This is a genomic window from Rathayibacter sp. PhB1 (assembly GCF_004362935.1).
GTDB lineage: Bacteria > Actinomycetota > Actinomycetes > Actinomycetales > Microbacteriaceae > Rathayibacter > Rathayibacter festucae.
The window spans coordinates 405,537-423,094 of sequence record NZ_SNYD01000001.1 but is presented as its reverse complement, the minus strand read 5'-3'; the positions used below and the strand labels follow the sequence as shown (position 1 = coordinate 423,094).

The window sequence follows — 17,558 nt, the reverse complement described above, 5'->3', positions numbered from 1 at the left end:
TCGGCCAGTTTATTGTGCTGCCTGGCCGCGACGGCCCTCCTCCTCGCCGGATGCGCAGCAACCGTCGGACAGCCGGCCCCTCCCCCGGCGGGCGCGGGCTTCGACTACCAACTCGGCGGCAGCTACCCGCCGGCCGACGGCGTCGACCTCGTCGTCCGCGACCGCGAGGCCGAGCCCGCGCCCGGCGTGTACTCGGTCTGCTACGTCAACGCCTTCCAGACGCAGCCCGGCGAGGAGGCGAAGTGGGAGTCGCGCCCGGAGCTGCTGCTGCGGGACGCCGCGGGCGAGCCGGTCACCGATCCGGACTGGCCGGACGAGACGCTCCTCGACGTGTCGACGGAGGCGAAGCGGGACGCGCTGCTCGGCGTGGTCGGGCCGTGGCTGGAGGGCTGCGCCGAGAGCGGCTTCGACGCCGTCGAGGCCGACAACCTCGACTCCGCCACCCGCTCGGAGGGGCTGCTCACCGACTCCGACACCGCCGCCTTCGCGCAGGACCTCGTCGACGCCGCACACCGGGCCGGGCTCGCGATCGGCCAGAAGAACGCCGCGGAGCGGGCGGAGGAGATGCGCGAGCTCGGCTTCGACTTCGCGATCACCGAGGAGTGCGAGGTGTTCACGGAGTGCGACGCCTACACCGACGTCTACGGCGAGCGCGTGTACGAGGTGGAGTACACGGACGTCGACGACGCGGCCGCGGTGTTCGCGCGGGCCTGCGCGCGCGGCGACGGCGTCGGCGTGCTGCTGCGCGACCGCGACCTGCTGACGCCCGGCGACGAGGGGTACGTCTCGGAGCGGTGCTGAGGAGGCCATGTCGGAGGACGAGTCCCTGGACCCACCGTGCTGGCGACGGTGGGTCTCGATACGCCCCTCCGGGGCTACTCGACCAGCATGAGCGCGCAGAGTCGCGCGCTCGACCAGCATGAGCGCGCACAGTCGCGCTCGACCAGCATGAGCGCGCTCAGTCGCGCTCGACCAGCATGAGCGCGCTCAGTCGCGCGTGCCCGAGGTCCGTCAACCCCGGTTCGCGGCCCGCGTCCGCCTGACAGGCTGGGCGCCGTGCCTCCCTGGTCCCTCGCGCTGCTCAGCGGCGCCATCGGCGGAGCGACCCTCCTCGTCGGAGCGGCGCTCGCCTGGTTCGTCCGCGTCCCACCCAAGCTGACCGCCGCGATCTCGGCGTTCGGCGCGGGGGTGCTCATCTCGGCGCTCGCCTACGAGCTGGTGCAGGAGGCGGCCGACGACGGCGGACTCCTGCCGACGATCCTCGGCACGCTCGCGGGCGCCGTGGTCTTCGTCGGCGCGGACGCGCTGCTCACCCGCGCCGGCGCGGGGAACCGCAAGAGCGCGAAGGGCTCCGGCTCCGCGGGCGGCGGCACCGCCATCGCCGCGGGCGCGCTGATCGACGGGATCCCCGAGTCGATCGTGCTCGGCCTCTCGGTGGCGCAGGGCGGCGCGGGAGCGGCGATCAGCGTGCCGATCGTGGCCGCGGTGGCGATCTCGAATCTGCCCGAGGGGCTCTCCTCCACCGTCGGGATGAAGGCCGACGGTCGTTCCGCGCGCTACGTCTTCACCGTCTGGGGCGGCATCGCCGCACTCTCCGCGATCGCCGCGCTCGTCGGCTTCCTCGTCTTCGCGAGCGCGCCCGGAGCGGTCGTGGCGTTCGTGACGACGGTCGCGGCGGGCGCGATCCTCGCAATGATCTCGAACACGATGATCCCGGAGGCGTTCGACCGGGACGACGTGCTGACCGGGCTGTACGCCGTCCTCGGGTTCGTGACGGCGTTCGCGCTGCATTCCGTTTCCTGAGACGCCGCGGGGCGGCGTCTCGCGGTCGGCACTGCGCGGAGTGCGTTTCGCAGAGCCCGGTGCGTTCGCCGACGGGAATCCGCTGGCACGCGGATTCCCGGATACGGCTCGTGCGTGGCCGGGTGGCTCGGAGGACCGCCGGCCGATGGTCGGGGAGAGATGAATGGTGGTCGAGCAGCCCCGGAGGGGCGTATCGAGACCCGGCCTCTGCAGGACGGCGGATCTCGATACGCCCGCTCCGCGGGCTACTCGATCAGCATGGGGAAGCCCGCCGCGCGTGCGGCGTGATCAGCATGGGGAGGCCCGCCGCGCGTGCGGCTCGATCAGCATGTCCCACCCGGGCTGGTGATCAGCACGACCGCAGCATGGTGGTCGAGTAGCCCCGGAGGGGCGTATCGAGACCCGGCGTCAGCAGGACGGTGGATCTCGATACGCCCGCTCCGCGGGCTACTCGATCAGCATGTGAGGCGCCCACTCCACGGGTCGCTCGATCAGCAGAGGGAACGGGTCAGCCGCTGAAGGCGGTCAGGGCGTCGTCGACGATCGCGAGGCCGCGGGCGACCTCGGCGGGGGTGACCACGGCGGGCGGGACGACGTGGATGCGGTTGTCGGCGGTGAAGGGCAGCAGGCCGCGGGAGAGCAGGTCGGCCTTGAGGCGGCCGACGGCGGCGGCGGGCAGCGGCTCGCGGGTGGCGCGGTCGGTGACGAGCTCGAGCGCCCAGAAGACGCCGGAGCCGCGGACCTCGCCGATCAGGTCGTGCTTCGCCTCGAGGGCGGCCAGGCCGGGGGCGAGGTGCTCGGAGCCGATGGTCTTCGCGTTGTCGACGATGCCCTCCTCCGCCATGGCCTCGAGGGTCGCGACGACGCTCGCCGCGGCGAGCGGGTGACCGGAGTAGGTGAGCCCGCCGGGGAAGACGCGCTCGTCGAAGTGGTGTGCGATCGGGTCGTCGATGAGGACGCCGCCGATCGGCACGTAGCCCGAGTTGACCCCCTTGGCGAAGGTGATCAGGTCGGGCCGGACGTCGAACGCGTCGAAGGCGAACCACTCACCGGTGCGGCCGAAGCCGGCCATCACCTCGTCGAGGATCAGCAGGATGCCGTAGCGGTCGGCGAGCGCCCGCACGCCGGCGAGGTAGCCGGGCGGCGGCGTCAGGATGCCGGCCGTGCCGGGGATGGTCTCCAGCAGCAGCGCCGCGATCGACTCGGGGCCCTCGGCCTGCACGACGCGCTCGAGGTGGTGCAGCGCGCGCTCGCACTCCTGCTCGGGCGTCTCGGCCCAGAACTCGGAGCGGTAGAGGTAGGGGCCGAAGGCGTGGACGTGCCCGCGGGCGTACTCGTTGGGGATGCGGCGCCAGTCGCCGGTCGAGACGATCGCGGCGCCGGTGTTGCCGTGGTACGAGCGGTAGAAGGAGACGATCTTGTCGCGGCCGGAGTAGAGGCGCGCCATCCGGATCGCGTTCTCGTTGGCGTCCGCGCCGCCGTTGGTGAAGAAGACCTTCTCGAAGCCCTCGGGCGCGCGCTCGGTGATCAGACGCGCCGCCTCGGCCCGGGTCTCGTTCGCGAAGGCCGGGCCGACGGTGGTGAGCACGGCGGCCTGCGCCTGGATCGCGGCGACGACCTTGGGGTGCTGGTAGCCGATGTTGACGTTCACGAGCTGGCTGGAGAAGTCGAGGTAGCGGGTGCCGTCGACGTCCCAGACCTCGGCGCCGAGGCCGCCGGCGATCGGCAGCGGGTTGAGCGCGCCCTGCGCGGACCAGGAGTGGAAGACCCGTGAGCGGTCAGCGGCGGTGACGGAGGCGTTGGTGCTGCCGGTAGGAGTCGTGTCCGAGAGCGTCATGCCTCCATCGTGCCGCGCGGGGGCCACTCGCGGGCGGCCCGCTTTGTCGAAGCGTCGGTCCTACGATGGACAGAACGTCGAATCCGATCCCGAGTGGAGCCGCCCGTGCCCGCGACCGTCCGCGATCTGCTCGCCGAGCCGGCCTTCCGCCTCCATGTCCTCGCGGGCGTGCACGACGAGGCGGCCCTCGACGCCCCGCTGGTCTGGGCGCACTCCTCCGACCTCGTCGATCCGACGCCGTGGCTCGAATCGGGGCAGCTGCTGCTCACCGACGGGGTGCACTTCGAGCAGGCTCCCGGGACGCAGGGCGCCGACTTCTCGGAGGCGTACGTGGCCCGCCTGCGCGGCCGGGGCATCCGCGCCCTCGGCTTCGCGACCGGCATCGTTCACGACGAGGTGCCCGCTCCGCTCATCGCGGCCTGCGCCCGGCAGGGGCTTCCCCTGCTCGAGGTCGCCGATCTGACGCCGTTCATGGGGATCATCCGCTTCGTCGCCGACGTCATCTCGCGCGAGCAGCGCGAGCGACTGGAGTGGTCGCTGGAGGCGCAGCGCCGGGTCGCGCGGGCGGCGCTGCGACCGGACGGCCTCGCGGCGATCCTCTCGGAGCTGGAGCGCCAGCTGGACTGCTGGGTCGCGCTCTACGACGCGGTCGGCCAGCGGGTGCACCTGCCGACCCGGCTCGACGTGCCGGAGGCGGCGGAGCGCTCGGTCGCGGCGGCCGTGCGCCAGGCGCTCGCCCGGGGCAGCCGCGCGGGGCTCCGGCTCGACGACGGCGGCGGCGTCACCCTGCAGACGCTCGGGCAGCGCGACCACCTGCGCGGGGTGCTCGCGGTCGGCACCGGCACTCCCCTGGATCCGGCCGGCAACGACCTGGTGGCGAGCGTCATCGGGCTCGCGAGCATCGCGCTCGAGCAGCGGCGCGCCCTCGACACCTCGCGGCGGCAGCTGCGCTCGGGTCTGCTCGAGCTGCTCGTCGCCGGGGCCTTCGACGTCGCGTCCCGCACCGCGCGACAGCTGTGGGGCACGCTGCCCGCCGAGCCGGTCCGCGTGAGCGTGCTGAGCGAGCCGGTGCGCGGCGACTCGCTGCTCGACGAGCTGGAGGTCTTCGCGGAGGAGGACGGGGCGCGGCTGTTCTTCGCCGAGCGCGACGGGGCGCTCGTGGTGATCACGGGTGCCGAGGACCTGGAGCTGATCGCGGGAGTGCTGGAGCGGCACGGTGCGCAGGCGGGGTCCTCGGCGCCGGTCGCCTGGGCCGAGCTGGACCGGGGGCTGGTGGAGGCGCGGCGCGCGGCCGACCGGGCGACGGCGGAGCATCCGCTGCTCCGCTTCGAGGACGTGACGGCGCAGGGGATGCGCGGCCTGCTCACCGCGGCCGGCGCCGAGCCGCTCGCCCGACGGCTGCTCGCGCCGCTGCTCACGCCCGAGGGCGGCGTGCTGCTCGAGAGCGCCCGCGTCTGGCTCCGCTGCAACGGCGCGTGGGAGCCGGCCGCCCGAGAGCTCGGCGTGCACCGGCACACGCTGCGGAACCGCGTCACGGCGGTCGAGCGGGCGCTGGGTGTCGACCTGGACGACGTGGACGCGCGCACGGAGCTGTGGCTGGCGCTGTGCTTCTCGGCGCCGGTCTCCTCCTCCGTCGTCGATCGGCCGCGGTCGGCCGAGCGAGAGGGGGACGCCCCACAGAGCGACGCACGTCCGCCCACGACGAATCGCTGACACGCGATTCGCCGGTTGCGCTCGACCTTGCGATGGTCGGTGTGCCGTGGCCCCGCGAGATGCCACTTATGAGCAGGACACGCCGTAGAAGTCGCTCATAAGTGGCATCTCGCGGCCCGGCTCAGTTCTGGGGGAAGCCGAGGTTGATGCCGCCGTGCGAGGGGTCCAGCCAGCGCGACGTGATCGCCTTCTGCTGCGTGAAGAAGCGGACGCCCTCCGCGCCGTGGGCCTTGGTGTCGCCGAACAGCGAGGACTTCCAGCCGCCGAAGGAGAACGTCGCGACGGGCACGGGGATCGGCACGTTGATGCCGATCATCCCGACCTCGACCTCGTTCTGGAAGCGGCGGGCCGCTCCGCCGTCGTTGGTGAAGATCGCCGTGCCGTTGCCGAAGGCGCCGTTGTTGATCAGGGCGACGCCCTCCTCGTAGGACTGCACCCGGACGATGGAGAGGACCGGTCCGAAGATCTCCTCGGTGTAGGCCTTCGAGGTGATCGGGACGTCGTCCAGCAGCGTCGGGCCGAGCCAGAAGCCGTTCTCGTCGCCGTCGACCTCGATGCCGCGGCCGTCGACGACGACCTTCGCGCCGTCCTCCTCCGCGATCGCGATGTAGGAGGCGACCTTGTCGCGGTGCGCCTCGGTGACCAGCGGTCCCATGTCGCAGCCGCGGCGGCCGTCGCCGATGCGCAGGGTCGCGGCGCGCTCCTGGATCTTCGCGATCAGCTCGTCCGCGACCGGCTCGACCGCGACGACGACCGAGATGGCCATGCAGCGCTCGCCCGCGGAGCCGAAGCCCGCGTTGATGGCGGAGTCGGCGACGAGGTCGAGGTCGGCGTCGGGGAGCACCAGCATGTGGTTCTTCGCGCCGCCGAGCGCCTGGACGCGCTTGCCGTGGCGGGTGCCGGTCTCGTAGACGTACTGGGCGATCGGGGTGGAGCCGACGAAGGAGATCGACTTGACGTCGGGGTGTTCGAGGAGGCCGTCGACCGCGACCTTGTCGCCGTTCAGGACGGTGAAGACGCCGTCGGGGAGACCGGCCTCCTTCCAGAGGGCACCGAGCCAGATCGCCGACGACGGGTCCTTCTCGGACGGCTTCACGACCACCGTGTTGCCGGCGGCGATCGCGATGGGGAAGAACCACATCGGCACCATCGCGGGGAAGTTGAAGGGGCTGATGATGCCCACGACGCCGAGCGGCTGCTTCACGGAGTAGACGTCGACGCCGGTCGACACCTGCTCCGAGTACTCGCCCTTGAGGTGGTGCGCGAGGCCGGTCGCGAACTCGACGACCTCCTGGCCGCGGGTGATCTCGCCCATCGCGTCGGAGAGGACCTTGCCGTGCTCGGAGGTGATGATCTCGGCCAGCTCGCCCTTCTTCGCCTCGAGCAGCTCGCGGAACTTGAACACGATCTGCTGGCGCTTGGCGAGCGAGGTGTCGCGCCAAGCGGGGAACGCGGCCTTGGCGGAGGCGACGGCCGCATCGATCTCGGCGGCGTCGGCCAGCGCGACCTCCTTGGTCGCGACGCCGAGCGCCGGGTCGTAGACCGGCGCGGTGCGGCCGGACGACGAGGGCGAGGCTGCGCCGTCGATCCAGTGGCCGACGGTGGACAGCGAGGTGGCGGGCGACTCGGCGATGCTCATGGGGACGAGGGTAGGCGGCGACGGCGCGGACGCGGGGAGCGGATGTGTCCAGGCACCGGTGCCGCGGATGGACGGAGCGGCACGGCGGGGGGATCTCGATACGGCCGCTGCGCGGCCTACTCGATCAGCATGAATGGGGGCGGCGCAGCTTCCTCGATCAACAGGGAGCGCGCACATGCTGGTCGAGTAGCCGCGCAGCGGCGTATCGGGACCCGGCCCTCTGCAGGGTGGCGGATCTCGATACGGCCGCTGCGCGGCCTACTCGATCAGCATGGAAGGGGGCAGCGCAGCTTCCTCGATCAACAGGGAGCGCGCACATGCTGGTCGAGTAGCCGCGCAGCGGCGTATCGAGACATGGGTTACTGCAGGGTGGTGGATCTCGATACGGCCGCTCCGCGGCCTACTCGATCAACATGAGGCGCCGCAGGCGCGGCCTCCTCGATCAACATGGGGCGCCGCAGGCGCGGCCTCCTCGATCAGCATGGGGCGCCGCCGGCGCGGCCTACTCGGGAGGCGGCGCGGCCTCCGCCGCCGGGGCGAAGCGCGCCAGGGCCGCCGTGATGTTGTCCTGGCCGCCGCGCTCGTTCGCCCAGGCGACGAGCGCCTCCGCCAGCGCGACGGGGTCGTCGCCGACGCGGGCGACGGCGTCGTGCAGCACGGCCGCGAGGTCGTCCGCGGGCGAGGCGTAGTTCCAGAGGCCGTCGGAGCAGACGAGCACCCAGCCGGGCTCGTCGAGCACGGTCGAGGCGAGGGTGGGCGACTCGTCGTGCGCGTCGGCGCCCAGCCACTTGGTGATGGCGTGCGCGTCGGGCGCGGACTCGGCCTCGGCGCGGGGCACGCCCGAGGCGATCTGCTCCTGCGCCCAGGAGTCGTCGACCGTGAGCTGCCGGGCGGGGCCCGCGTCGGGGATCCAGTAGCTGCGGCTGTCGCCGACGTTGCCGGTGACCAGCAGCGCGCCGTCGAGGATCGCGGCGGTGAAGGTGCAGGAGGGCGGGTTGTCGCGCTTCTCGGGCACCGCGGCGTCGATCGCTCCGGAGGCGCGCGCGACCGCCATCTGCAGCAGCGCGCCCCAGCGCTCGGCGCCGTGCACCTCGCCGCCGACCTCGCTGCGCAGGGCGCTCAGCGCGGCTCGGGCCGCGGCGAGGGAGGCGGTGTCGGAGTCGGGGGTCGAGGAGACGCCGTCGCAGACCACCAGCAGGGCGGTCCGCAGGCCGCCGTCCTCGCCGGCGGTCGCGCCGAGCGCCATCGCGTCCTCGTTGGCCGCGTGCCGGATCCCGCGGTCGCAGACCCCGCCGACCAGCGGGTGCGGCGCCTCCGCCCAGTGCTCGCGCTCGGTCGGCGCGCGCTGACCGCACTGCTCGCAGTAGCCGTCGTCGGCGATCGCTCCCCCGCAGTGCAGGCAGGCGGTCGGGCCCTCCGAGCCGGCGGCGGGCGGGGCGGCCGCGGCGGCCGGGACGATCAGCGTCGTCCCGCAGGCCTCGCAGAAGGCGTCGCCGGTCGAGACCGGCTCGCCGCAGTTCGGGCAGGGCGTCGACAGCGCGGGGCTCACGGAACTCTCCCCGCTCACGGCGCTCTCCCCGCTCACGTCAGCGTCCAGCGGCGCACGGCGTTCGCCCGGTCGACGAGGCGCAGGCGCTCCTCCTTCTCGCGGGTGGCGGCCGCGAGCGAGCGGTAGGAGGTCTCGAGGCCGTCCCGGAGGGCGGGCTCGGTGGCGTCGATCCCGCCGATCGTCGCGCCTTCGGCGGGCCCGTCGCGGCGAACCAGCTCGAGCGCCGACTCCAGCACCCCCGTCGTCAGCTCGAGCCGGGTCCGCGAGTCGATCGCCACCGTGTCGACACTGGCGAGCGCGGCGGAGAGCGACGGAAGTCCGCGCCCGGAGCCGGCCAGCAGCTCGGCGCGGCGGCGGCGGGCGTCGACGTAGGAGGAGCGGGTCGGCGTGACGATGTCGAGCGCGTCGAGCGCGCCGTCCAGGTCGGCCCGGTGCTGCCGGACTCGGGCGAGACCGAAGGCGGCCGGCGCGGTGTAGTTGGCGTCGGCGCGGGCGCAGATCACGTAGAGCGACTCCGCCACCTCGGGCTCGCCGCTCGACTCGCAGGCCGCGGCGAGCGCGAGCTTCGGCGCGAGCTCGCCCGGCACCTGGCCGTAGACGGTGTTGAACGAGGCGCGGGCGCCGATGTCGTCGTGGCGGGCGAGCTGGGCCAGCCCGCTCATCCAGACCGCGCGCCACTCCCAGGGGTCCTCGGTGAGGATCTCGCCGGTCGCGCGGGCGACGTCCTCCCAGCGCTCGGCCTCGATCGCCGCGCGGGCGCGGGCGAGCCGCACCTCGACGGTGACGGTCGGCGCGAGCGCGAGGGCGCGCAGCCGCACGATCGGGTCGGCGACGTTGACACCCGCGAGCCAGGCGCGCGCCGGGTCGGACTCGTCGGTCTTCAGCCCGGGCAGCGCGTCCCAGGGCAGCGGACGGTCGACCACGTCGGCGACGGGCGCCTCGAAGAGCGCCGACTCGGTCGAGTGCAGTGCGGGGTGACCCGGTCCGCGGTCGGTCGCGACGACCTCGCGCAGCACGCCGAGCAGCTGCCCGCGCATCTCGTCGACGGTGGCGAAGCGGTCCTGAGGGTCGGGCGCGCAGGCCTTCGCGACCAGGCGGTAGAACGAGTCGTACTTCTGGAACAGCGGCGTCTCGGACACCGGCGGCAACGAGGCGACGTAGGTGGTCTGGTTGCCGCGGAAGTCGAGGACGAGCGAGGCGATCGTCCGCCCGATCGTGTAGACGTCGGAGGCGATCGACGGCCCCAGCTCGGGCACCTCGGGCGCCTGGTACCCGACGGTGCCGTAGATCGCCGACTCCTCGTCGTCGGCCCGGCGCACCCCGCCGAGGTCGATCAGCTTGACCTGGTCGCCGACCTGGATCATGTTGTCCGGCTTGAAGTCGCAGTAGAGCAGCCCGTGGTCGTGCAGGTAGGCGAAGGCGGGCATCACCTCGAGGACGAAGGCGAGCGCCTGGTCGACGGGCAGCGGATCCGCGGAGCCGCCGTTCGCGTCGCGGCGCTCCTGAAGGATCTGCTTGAGGCTCGGACCGCCGACGTACTCCATCACGATGTAGCCGGCGCCCTCGTGCAGGACGAAGTTGTAGATCTCGACGATCAGCGGGTGCTCGACCTCGGCGAGGTACTGCCGCTCCGTCACCGCCGCGGCGTAGGCGTCCGGGTCGCCGGAGTTCAGCAGGCCCTTGAGCACGACCCAGCGACCGGAGACGTTGCGGTCGCGGGCGAGGTAGATCCAGCCGAGTCCGCCGTAGGCGAGGCAGCCGACCACCTCGTACTGCCCGCCGACGACGTCGCCCTTCGCGAGCTGCGGCGTGAAGCTGAACGGGGTGCGGCAGTTGGGGCAGAAGCCCTCGGTGCGGCCGGGCTTGCCGTCGCGGCCGCGGCCGACCGCGGTGCCGCAGTTGGAGCAGAAGCGCTTGCGCTCGGGGAGCACCGCCTCCTTCATCAGCGCGGCCATCGGGTCGGCGGCGGGGCGGGAGGGGACGGTCGTCAGTCCGGCGCCGAGCCGCGGTCCGCGCAGGCGGGTGGAGGTGGTGCCGACGCGGCGGGTGGTCTTCGAGCCGGTCTGCGCGGTGCGGGCCGAGCCGAGCGCGGCGGTCGCGAGGCGGGCGGAGGAGGTGCGGCCGCTGCGGGCGGTCGCCGCCTCCTCGGTGCTGGAGCCGACGGGGACCTGCGCGTTCGGCGCGCCCTCGGCGAAGCCTGTGCCGAAGGCGGCGGAGGCGGTGGCGGGCGCGGGGCCGGCCGCGGGAGCGGGGCGGCGCGCGGTGGGAGCGGAGGCCGTAGCCGCCGGCGCCTCCGCCGGCAGCCCGCACACGTTGCAGTAGCCGTCCTCGATCACGCCGGTGCAGCCCGGGGTCGAGATGCAGGGGTCGCCGTTCATGAGCTGGCCTTCCGGTGGTGCGAGGGAGACGGGGCGGTGGGCAGGTCGCGGGTGACCACGTCGTACTGCTCCACCAGGTGGCGGGCGAGCGGCACCGAGCAGGGCACCGCGTCGAGCGCGGCGCGGACCTCGGCGTCGGCTGCGACGCCGACGGCGGAGGCGGCCCGGCCGTTGGCGGCGGCGCGCTCGCGCAGGGCCCGCAGCCGGAAGCCGAGTGCGGCCCGCTCGCGCAGCGGCGAGGTGTACGCGGCCTCGACGGCGTCGAACGCCCGGCCGACGGCGGTGAGGCGGGCGAGGTGCGCGTCGAGCGCCTCCCGACCGGTCGGCGGCTCGCCGAGACGCGAGACGTCGGGCACCGCGAGGCGGGGCGGATCCGCGATCTCGCGGCGGCAGCGGGCGACCAGCTCGCGCAGTGGCGCCTCGCGCAGCTCCGCCGCAGCGGCCAGCTCGCGGGCGCGGACCCGGTCGTGCTCGAGGCCGCGGCGCTCGGAGGCGGCGATGATCAGGTCGCGCTCGAGCCGGGCGGAGTCGCTCTCGAGCTGGCCGAGCGGCCCGGAGACGTCGGCGCCGCGGCCGGCCTTCTCGGCGAGGGCGTCGAGCCGCGAGCGGAGCACGGCGACGCGCTGGGCGGCGGCCTGGTCGACGGTGCCGCGCGCATCGCGGGTGAGGTCGCGGCAGCGCTCGATCTCGGCGCGCACCCCGACGATCCGGCCGGCAACGTCGGTGCCGCTCGGGTCGAGCTCGAGGCGCGACTTCAGCTGGCCGATGACGGCGTCGCAGAGCCGCACGGCCTCGACCAGCGAGACGGCGGCGCTGCCGCCCGAGCCGGAGGAGTCCAGCCGCCCCCAGATCAGCTGCGACATCCGCTCGCGGGCCACGGTGTCCACCCGGCCGGAGTCCCAGACGACCTCGAGCTCGGCCAGCCGACGGGTGACGGACTCGCGCAGCGACTGCGCGAGCACGACGTCGGCGGTGTAGCTGTCGGCCTGCGGCGAGGCGAGCGCCGCGGCGTCGAGCCGCGAGAGCTCGCGGGTCGTCCGCTCCAGCCAGCGGCCGATCTGCGCGAGGTAGTCGAAGAGCGCCCGCTGCGGGATCGCCTCGCCCAGGCGCCCCGGAGCGACGGGCGTCCCCTCCGAGACGCCCGCCTGCGCTCCCGTCACTGCCACCATCAGCGCCCGTACACGGCGGCGGGCGGCGTCGCCGTGCCGAGGTCGCCGAGCCAGCGCTGGTAGATGCTCTGCCAGCGGCCGTCGGCGCGGATGCTCTCGAGCGCCGCGTTGACGAAGCGCACGTAGTCGGTGTCACCGGCGGGCATCCCGAGGCCGTAGGGCTCGGAGCTGAGCTGGTCGCCGATGACCTTGGCGTACGGGTCCTGCGCGACGAAGCCGGCGAGGATCGTGTCGTCGCCGGCGATCGCGTCGACGGAGCCCTCCTGGAACTGCGCGAGGCACTGGGTGTGCGTGTCGGCGGCGACCGCCTCGACGTCGGGGTAGTCGCTCTCGAGCCGGCTGAGCGTGGTGGTGCTCCGCGGTGCGCAGACCCTCGCGCCGGCCAGCTCGTCGATGCCGTCGGCCTCGTTGCTCTCGGAGACGAGCACCTTCAGCCCCGCGGCGTAGTACTCGGAGGAGAAGGCGATGCTGCTCCAGCGGTCGCAGGTCATCGTCAGCGTGCGGGCGACCAGGTCGACCTGCGGCGTCGCGGCGTCGCCGCTGAGGGCGGGCAGGCGCTGGGCCGAGGTGATCACGACGAACTCGATCTCGTCGGGGTTCCCGAGGATCGCGCCGGCGATCTCGCGGGCGATGTCGATGTCGAAGCCCTCGATCGTGCCGGTCAGCGGGTTGCGGGAGGACATCAGCAGGGTGTCGGCCGACACGCCGACGCGGAGCTTCCCGTAGTCGCGGATCTGGGCGAGCCGGGGGCTGTCGGTGACGCCGGTCGGCGCGTAGGAGGTTACCGCCGAGGGCGAGCACTCGGCCGTGGCCGGAGCGGCGGTCGACGGCGCGGACGCCGTGGGGGTCGGCGTGGTCGCCTCGGTGATGGTGCCGAGGTCGCTCGCGCCGCTGGTGCAGCCGGAGACGGCGAGCACGGTGCCGAGCAGGAGCGCGACGGCGCCCGTGCGCAGGATGCTGAGGCGGGTCATCGGTACTCCTCCAGTCGCTGCGCGACGCCGCGCCAGGCGAGCAGGGCGCCCACCAGGCCGGCGGCGAGCAGGATCCAGGAGGCGATCGAGGCGGTCGCGCTCCCGTCGTCGAGCTCGGTGCGGGTCGCGTTCGTGTCGTCGACGATCGCCGTGCGCGCATCGTTCGCGAAGGCGGTGAACGCGCCGTTGGCGGTGCCGTCCCCGGTGGCGGTGGCGAGGTCCACCGCGTCGTCCCAGTTCCCGCCGTCGTCCTGATCGCGGATCGCCGCATGCAGGTCCAGCCACGCGTTCAGCTCCGTCAGCAGCGCCCCGTCGACGATGCCGTCGTCGACCCCGGCCTGCAGCCGGTCCCCCGCGTCCTTCGCCGCCGCCTGGAACTCCGCCTCGAGGGCCGCTCCCGAGCCGCGCTTGATCAGCGTGAAGCTCTCCAGCGACTTCGCGTCGCTCGCCGCGGTGAGCGCCTGCGAGACGACGAGGGTCGCCTGGTACGGCTCGGCGCGGACCGCCGCCGCACGCCCCGCGATCGAGCCGAGCAGGAGCGCGCCGCCGATCCCGACCAGCAGCAGCAGCCCGGTGGCGGTGGCGAGCGGGCGGTTGAGGTAGCGGTGCGTCCGCCGCGCCAGCCAGACCTGCGCCGCGATCAGCAGGAGCAGCATCGCGAGCGAGCCGATCAGCAGCAGCACGCTGAAGCGCACGGTGTCGTAGGCGGCGGCGACGCGGTCGGCCCCGCGGGTGACGAGCCCGTTGAGATCGGTGAGGATCCCCTTCTCGGAATCGGTCAGCTGCGCCGAGGCCTGGTCGAGGTACGCCGAGCCGACCGGGAAGCCCTGACGGTTGTTGGCGCGCGCTTGCTCGATCAGTCCGCTGTAGGTGGTCAGCTTGGTGGCGACCTTCGCGAGGGTCGCGGCGTCGTCGGGCTGCGTCGCGGCGAGCTCGGCGATCCGCGAGGACGCGCCCGCGAGGTTGTCGACGTACGTCTGCCGCTGCTCCGCGGGCTCGAGACCGCCGACCAGGAAGGTGTTCGCGGCGATCGCGTTGGCGTCGACGAGCAGGTTCCGCACGTCCTGCACGCCGACGAGCTGCGCCGCCTGCTGGCGCGCCTCCTCGGCGGCGCGCGCCTGCAGCGACGCGGCCTGCTGGGCGAAGACGCCGAACAGCACGGCGGCGAGCGCGGTGAGCACGAGCAGCAGCCTGAGGGTGCGCGGGGTGGTCGAGGTCGCGCGGGAGAGCAGGTTCGGCCGCCGAGCGGCAGGCGCAGCCTGCGCGGGTGCGGGCGGAGCCGGCGGTGCGGCGGTAGCGATGCTCATGAGCTCTCCCCGGTCGATACGTCGGTCTCGGACTCCGCCTCCGGCAGCTCCGCCTCCACGACGTCCTCCGCCTCCAGGGTCCGCAGCTCGTCGAGCGTCGGCTCCTCGGTGTCGCGCAGGCGCCAGGCGTGGCGCGCGATGGCCGCGTCGAGCACGTTGCGCACCCAGCGCCCGTTGCCGAACGCCTCGGTGCGCTCCTGCGCGGCGGCGACGTCGGCGAAGGCGGCGACCGCCTCCTCCGTGGGAGTGAAGTCGGCGGCGGCGGCGAGGCGCGCGAAGATCGCGGAGAGCTCCTCGTCGCTGTAGTCCGTGAAGTCGATGGTGGTGGAGAAGCGGCTCGCGAGCCCGGGGTTGGTGTCGAGGAAGCCCTGCATCGGCCCGGAGTAGCCCGCCACGATGACGACCAGGTCGCCGCGGTGGTCCTCCATGTCCTTGACCAGGGTGGTCACCGCCTCCGCCCCGTACTGGTCGAGCGCGAGCGCGTAGGCCTCGTCGATGAAGAGCACGCCGCCGCGGGCCGAGGCGATCACCTCGGCGGTCTTCATCGAGGTCTGGCCGAGGTAGCCGGCGACCAGCTCCGAGCGGTCGACCTCGACGAGCACGCCCTTCGAGAGGATGCCGAGCGAGCGGTAGATCCGCGAGACGAGCCGGGCGACGGTGGTCTTGCCGGTGCCGGGGTTGCCGGTGAAGACGAGGTGCCGGGTGAGCGTCGGCGTGGTCAGTCCCGCGGCCTGGCGCAGGGTGTCGATCCGGAGCAGCTGGGTCTGCCGCTTGATCTCGCTCTTCACCCGGTCGAGGCCGATCAGCGCGTCGAGCTCGGCGAGCAGGTCCTCGATCGCCTCGGGCGGCTCGAGCGGCTCGGGCTCGGGTTCCGGCGCGGGAGAGGCGGGCGGCGCGGCGGCGACCGGTCCCGGCTCGTCCTGCGGCCCGTCGTGCTCGGTCCGCCGCAGCCGCGCGAGGATCTCGTCGACCCCGGGAACTCCGGCGGGAAGGTCGCGCGGTGCGGTGGGCACGGAAGGCGAAGGAGCCTGCACAGCCCCCAGCTGCGCCGCCGCCGTCGCCGACGCCGCCGCGATCCCGCCGATCCCCGGCTGCCCGAGCGAGCTCGCCGCGGACACGACCTCGGTCAGCGCCCGCGCGTACGCGCCCGCCTGCTCCGAGTGCGCCGCGACCAGCCCGGCGAGCAGATCGGTCGGCGAGCTGCGCCAGCGCCGGGCGCTCGACGCCGCGGTGAAGAACGCCTCGAGGCCGCCGGTCGTCCCGGTCTCGGCGAGCCAGTCCTGCCCCGCCCCGGTGATCGACTCCGCGACCGCCGCCGCGAGCCGGGCGCCCTCGGCGCGCACGGCGGCGCCGTCGAGCCCGGCCGCGGCTCCGACCAGGACGAGCGCGTCGAGCGACGCCGACAGCGCGGTCACGAGGCGCTCGGCGGGGTCAGCGAGCCGGGGGCGGTGGGCGTCGTCGGAGCGGCCGGCGCGTCGAGCCCGCTCGACAGCGACGACTCCGTGAACTTCTCGGCGAGGAACTGCCCGTGCGCGATCAGCGCCGAGGCGTCCTGCCGCGAGACGGCGTCGGAGATCCGGTCGAGGGTGCCCCCGAGCAGGTCGAGCTGGTCGCAGAGGATCATCAGCGAGGTCTTCCCCTTGTAGACGGCGCGGCGGTCGGCGAAGTCGCGCGGCAGGCGCAGGTAGCCCTCGACCGCCTCGGGCAGGTAGCTGGTGGCCGTCGCGACGACGGTGTGGCCCTGCCGGCTCATCCCGCCGAGGCGGTCCAGGCGCGGCACCATCTCGCGCACGGTCTCGTCGACCCGGCGGATGCGGGCCGCGACGATCGCCGGGACCTTGCCCGCGGTCTCCGCCGCGACCCGGTCGAGCGCCGCGAGGATGTCGTCGCTGGACGGCACGCGCGGGAGTGCGGGCGCGGTCTCCTCCGGCACCGAGTCGGTGCCGCCGAACAGGCGGGAGAGCCAGCCCATCGGCTAGCGGCCGAGATCGAGCGAGGAGGCCGCGTCGATGTCGGAGTTGCTGCGGCGGGCCCGCTCGACGTACTCGCCGGCCTTCGCGGTCTCGACCTGCAGCACGCCGACGGTCTGCGCCATGCTGTCGAGCGCCTTGATCTTGAAGTCCGAGATCGAGTCCATGGTCTGGTAGATGTTCGCGAACGCGGCCTGCAGCTGCGGGAGCCCGACCGTCGCCGACGCCGCCTGCGACTGGATGCTCGCGGACTGCTCGGCGAGCATCCGCGAGGTGGCCTCGATCATGTTCGAGGTCGTCGTGTTGAGCGCGGTGATCTGGTCGAGCACGAGGCGCTGGTTGGCGAGCGCCTGCGCGACGATGACCGCCGTGCGCAGCGCCGACACGGTCGTCGTGGTGGCGCGGTCGACGCCCTTGATCAGCTCGACGTTGTTCTTGATCACGACGTCGATCGCCAGGTAGCCCTGGATCGAGACGGCCAGCTGGGTCAGCAGGTCCTGGTGCTTCTGCCGCGCGTAGAAGAGGACGTCCTCGCGCAGCGCGCGGGCGCGGTCCGGGTCGGTCGCGTCGAGCTCGGCGATCTTCGCCGACAGCTTCACGTCGAGGCGCTCGGCGACGTAGATGTACTCGTTGAGGCGCGTCATCGTGTCCCAGAGGTTCTGCTTCTCCAGGTTCAGCGCCGCATTGTCCTTCCGCAGCTCGTCCTGGCCGTCGTAGAGCGCCTGGATGATCGCGTTGAGGTGCGACTGCGCGCTCTCGTAGCGGCGGAAGTAGTCCGTGATCTTGTTGCCGAACGGGATGAAGCCGAGGATCTTCTTCTGGATGTTGTCCTCGGAGGGGTCGAGGTCCTCGACCGTGCGGCGCAGCTCCAGCAGCGTCTTGCCGATGGTCGAGCCCTCGGAGAGCCCGCCCTCCTGCAGCGCCCGGACGGGCGTCTTCAGCAGCCGGTTCGAGGAGTCGGCCGCCGAGCGGATGTCGGCGTCGCCCATCGTGCGGATGTCGTTGGCCTTCGCCGCGAACTCGGGGCTGCGCGCCTCCGCGGACATCAGCGACGCGAGGTAGCCGTCGACCTTCGCCTCGAGCCCTGGCAGCGCCTGCTCGGGCACCTTCGGCGCGATCGACGGCGCCGAGGTGGTCGCGACGGCGGCGACGGGCTCGGGCGGCGTGAGCGAGAGGGCGTTCTGGGGCGGCTGCAGGGCCTCGGTCATCGGGGGATCCTCAC

Annotated in this window: 13 protein-coding genes; 3 read left to right on the top strand and 10 right to left on the bottom strand. The window is 73.5% G+C overall.

Features of this window, described 5'->3' with window-relative positions; genetic code table 11:
* Nucleotides 1–12 precede the first annotated feature (12 nt).
* Together EDF17_RS02000 and EDF17_RS01995 are read left to right on the top strand one after the other, a co-directional pair.
* The gene (locus EDF17_RS02000) at nt 13–801 is read left to right on the top strand and encodes an endo alpha-1,4 polygalactosaminidase (protein ID WP_123444936.1); all 789 of its coding nucleotides are present in this window, start codon (nt 13–15) and stop codon (nt 799–801) included.
* A 255-nt stretch (nt 802–1,056) separates the two neighbouring features.
* Complete coding sequence (locus EDF17_RS01995) at nt 1,057–1,803, top strand: ZIP family zinc transporter (RefSeq protein WP_123444935.1); 747 nt, start codon at nt 1,057–1,059, stop codon at nt 1,801–1,803.
* Between the two features lie 508 nt (nt 1,804–2,311).
* On the opposite strand, the gene EDF17_RS01990 is transcribed toward EDF17_RS01995, so the two are convergent.
* Entirely contained in the window at nt 2,312–3,640 is a 1,329-nt protein-coding gene (locus EDF17_RS01990) for an aspartate aminotransferase family protein (RefSeq protein WP_123444934.1), read from the bottom strand.
* Nucleotides 3,641–3,745: 105 nt separating this feature from the next.
* On the opposite strand from EDF17_RS01990, the gene EDF17_RS01985 reads away from it, so the two are divergent.
* Nucleotides 3,746–5,353 (top strand): PucR family transcriptional regulator, encoded by a 1,608-nt coding sequence (locus EDF17_RS01985; protein ID WP_133671834.1) that lies wholly within the window; start codon nt 3,746–3,748, stop codon nt 5,351–5,353.
* A gap of 121 nt (nt 5,354–5,474) precedes the next feature.
* Here EDF17_RS01985 and EDF17_RS01980 read toward each other — a convergent pair whose 3' ends face one another.
* From EDF17_RS01980 to EDF17_RS01940, 9 genes are all read right to left on the bottom strand, one after another.
* Nucleotides 5,475–6,992, bottom strand: a complete 1,518-nt coding sequence (locus EDF17_RS01980) for a CoA-acylating methylmalonate-semialdehyde dehydrogenase (RefSeq protein WP_123444932.1) — start codon at nt 6,990–6,992, stop codon at nt 5,475–5,477.
* A gap of 502 nt (nt 6,993–7,494) precedes the next feature.
* A complete protein-coding gene (locus EDF17_RS01975) occupies nt 7,495–8,541 on the bottom strand; it encodes a protein phosphatase 2C domain-containing protein (protein WP_243732764.1) in 1,047 nt (348 codons plus the stop codon).
* A gap of 32 nt (nt 8,542–8,573) precedes the next feature.
* Nucleotides 8,574–10,919 (bottom strand): serine/threonine-protein kinase, encoded by a 2,346-nt coding sequence (locus tag EDF17_RS01970; protein WP_123444931.1) that lies wholly within the window; start codon nt 10,917–10,919, stop codon nt 8,574–8,576.
* Nucleotides 10,916–12,088: a hypothetical protein gene (locus tag EDF17_RS01965; protein ID WP_133671832.1), complete on the bottom strand. Its 1,173-nt coding sequence runs from the start codon at nt 12,086–12,088 to the stop codon at nt 10,916–10,918. The genes EDF17_RS01970 and EDF17_RS01965 overlap by 4 nt, the downstream gene beginning before the upstream one ends.
* The gene (locus tag EDF17_RS01960) at nt 12,088–13,059 is read right to left on the bottom strand and encodes a glutamate ABC transporter substrate-binding protein (protein ID WP_123444929.1); all 972 of its coding nucleotides are present in this window, start codon (nt 13,057–13,059) and stop codon (nt 12,088–12,090) included. The genes EDF17_RS01965 and EDF17_RS01960 overlap by 1 nt, the downstream gene beginning before the upstream one ends.
* Nucleotides 13,056–14,366, bottom strand: a complete 1,311-nt coding sequence (locus EDF17_RS01955) for a hypothetical protein (protein ID WP_123444928.1) — start codon at nt 14,364–14,366, stop codon at nt 13,056–13,058. Before EDF17_RS01955 ends, EDF17_RS01960 begins: the two co-directional genes overlap by 4 nt.
* A complete protein-coding gene (locus EDF17_RS01950) occupies nt 14,363–15,781 on the bottom strand; it encodes an AAA family ATPase (protein ID WP_123444927.1) in 1,419 nt (472 codons plus the stop codon). Before EDF17_RS01950 ends, EDF17_RS01955 begins: the two co-directional genes overlap by 4 nt.
* The gene (locus EDF17_RS20095; protein ID WP_185019940.1) at nt 15,778–16,338 is read right to left on the bottom strand and encodes a hypothetical protein; all 561 of its coding nucleotides are present in this window, start codon (nt 16,336–16,338) and stop codon (nt 15,778–15,780) included. Before EDF17_RS20095 ends, EDF17_RS01950 begins: the two co-directional genes overlap by 4 nt.
* A 3-nt stretch (nt 16,339–16,341) precedes the next feature.
* Nucleotides 16,342–17,544 (bottom strand): toxic anion resistance protein, encoded by a 1,203-nt coding sequence (locus EDF17_RS01940; RefSeq protein WP_123444926.1) that lies wholly within the window; start codon nt 17,542–17,544, stop codon nt 16,342–16,344.
* Nucleotides 17,545–17,558 lie beyond the last annotated feature (14 nt).

Bases quoted from the DNA above. Each gene is read 5' to 3' on its own strand.
- EDF17_RS01990 (WP_123444934.1), bottom strand. From the start codon at position 3,640: ATGACGCTCTCGGACACGACTCCTACCGGCAGCACCAACGCCTCCGTC.
- EDF17_RS01980 (WP_123444932.1), bottom strand. From the start codon at position 6,992: ATGAGCATCGCCGAGTCGCCCGCCACCTCGCTGTCCACCGTCGGCCAC.
- EDF17_RS01970 (WP_123444931.1), bottom strand. From the start codon at position 10,919: ATGAACGGCGACCCCTGCATCTCGACCCCGGGCTGCACCGGCGTGATC.
- EDF17_RS01965 (WP_133671832.1), bottom strand. From the start codon at position 12,088: ATGGTGGCAGTGACGGGAGCGCAGGCGGGCGTCTCGGAGGGGACGCCC.
- EDF17_RS01960 (WP_123444929.1), bottom strand. From the start codon at position 13,059: ATGACCCGCCTCAGCATCCTGCGCACGGGCGCCGTCGCGCTCCTGCTC.
- EDF17_RS01955 (WP_123444928.1), bottom strand. From the start codon at position 14,366: ATGAGCATCGCTACCGCCGCACCGCCGGCTCCGCCCGCACCCGCGCAG.
- EDF17_RS20095 (WP_185019940.1), bottom strand. From the start codon at position 16,338: ATGGGCTGGCTCTCCCGCCTGTTCGGCGGCACCGACTCGGTGCCGGAG.
- EDF17_RS01940 (WP_123444926.1), bottom strand. From the start codon at position 17,544: ATGACCGAGGCCCTGCAGCCGCCCCAGAACGCCCTCTCGCTCACGCCG.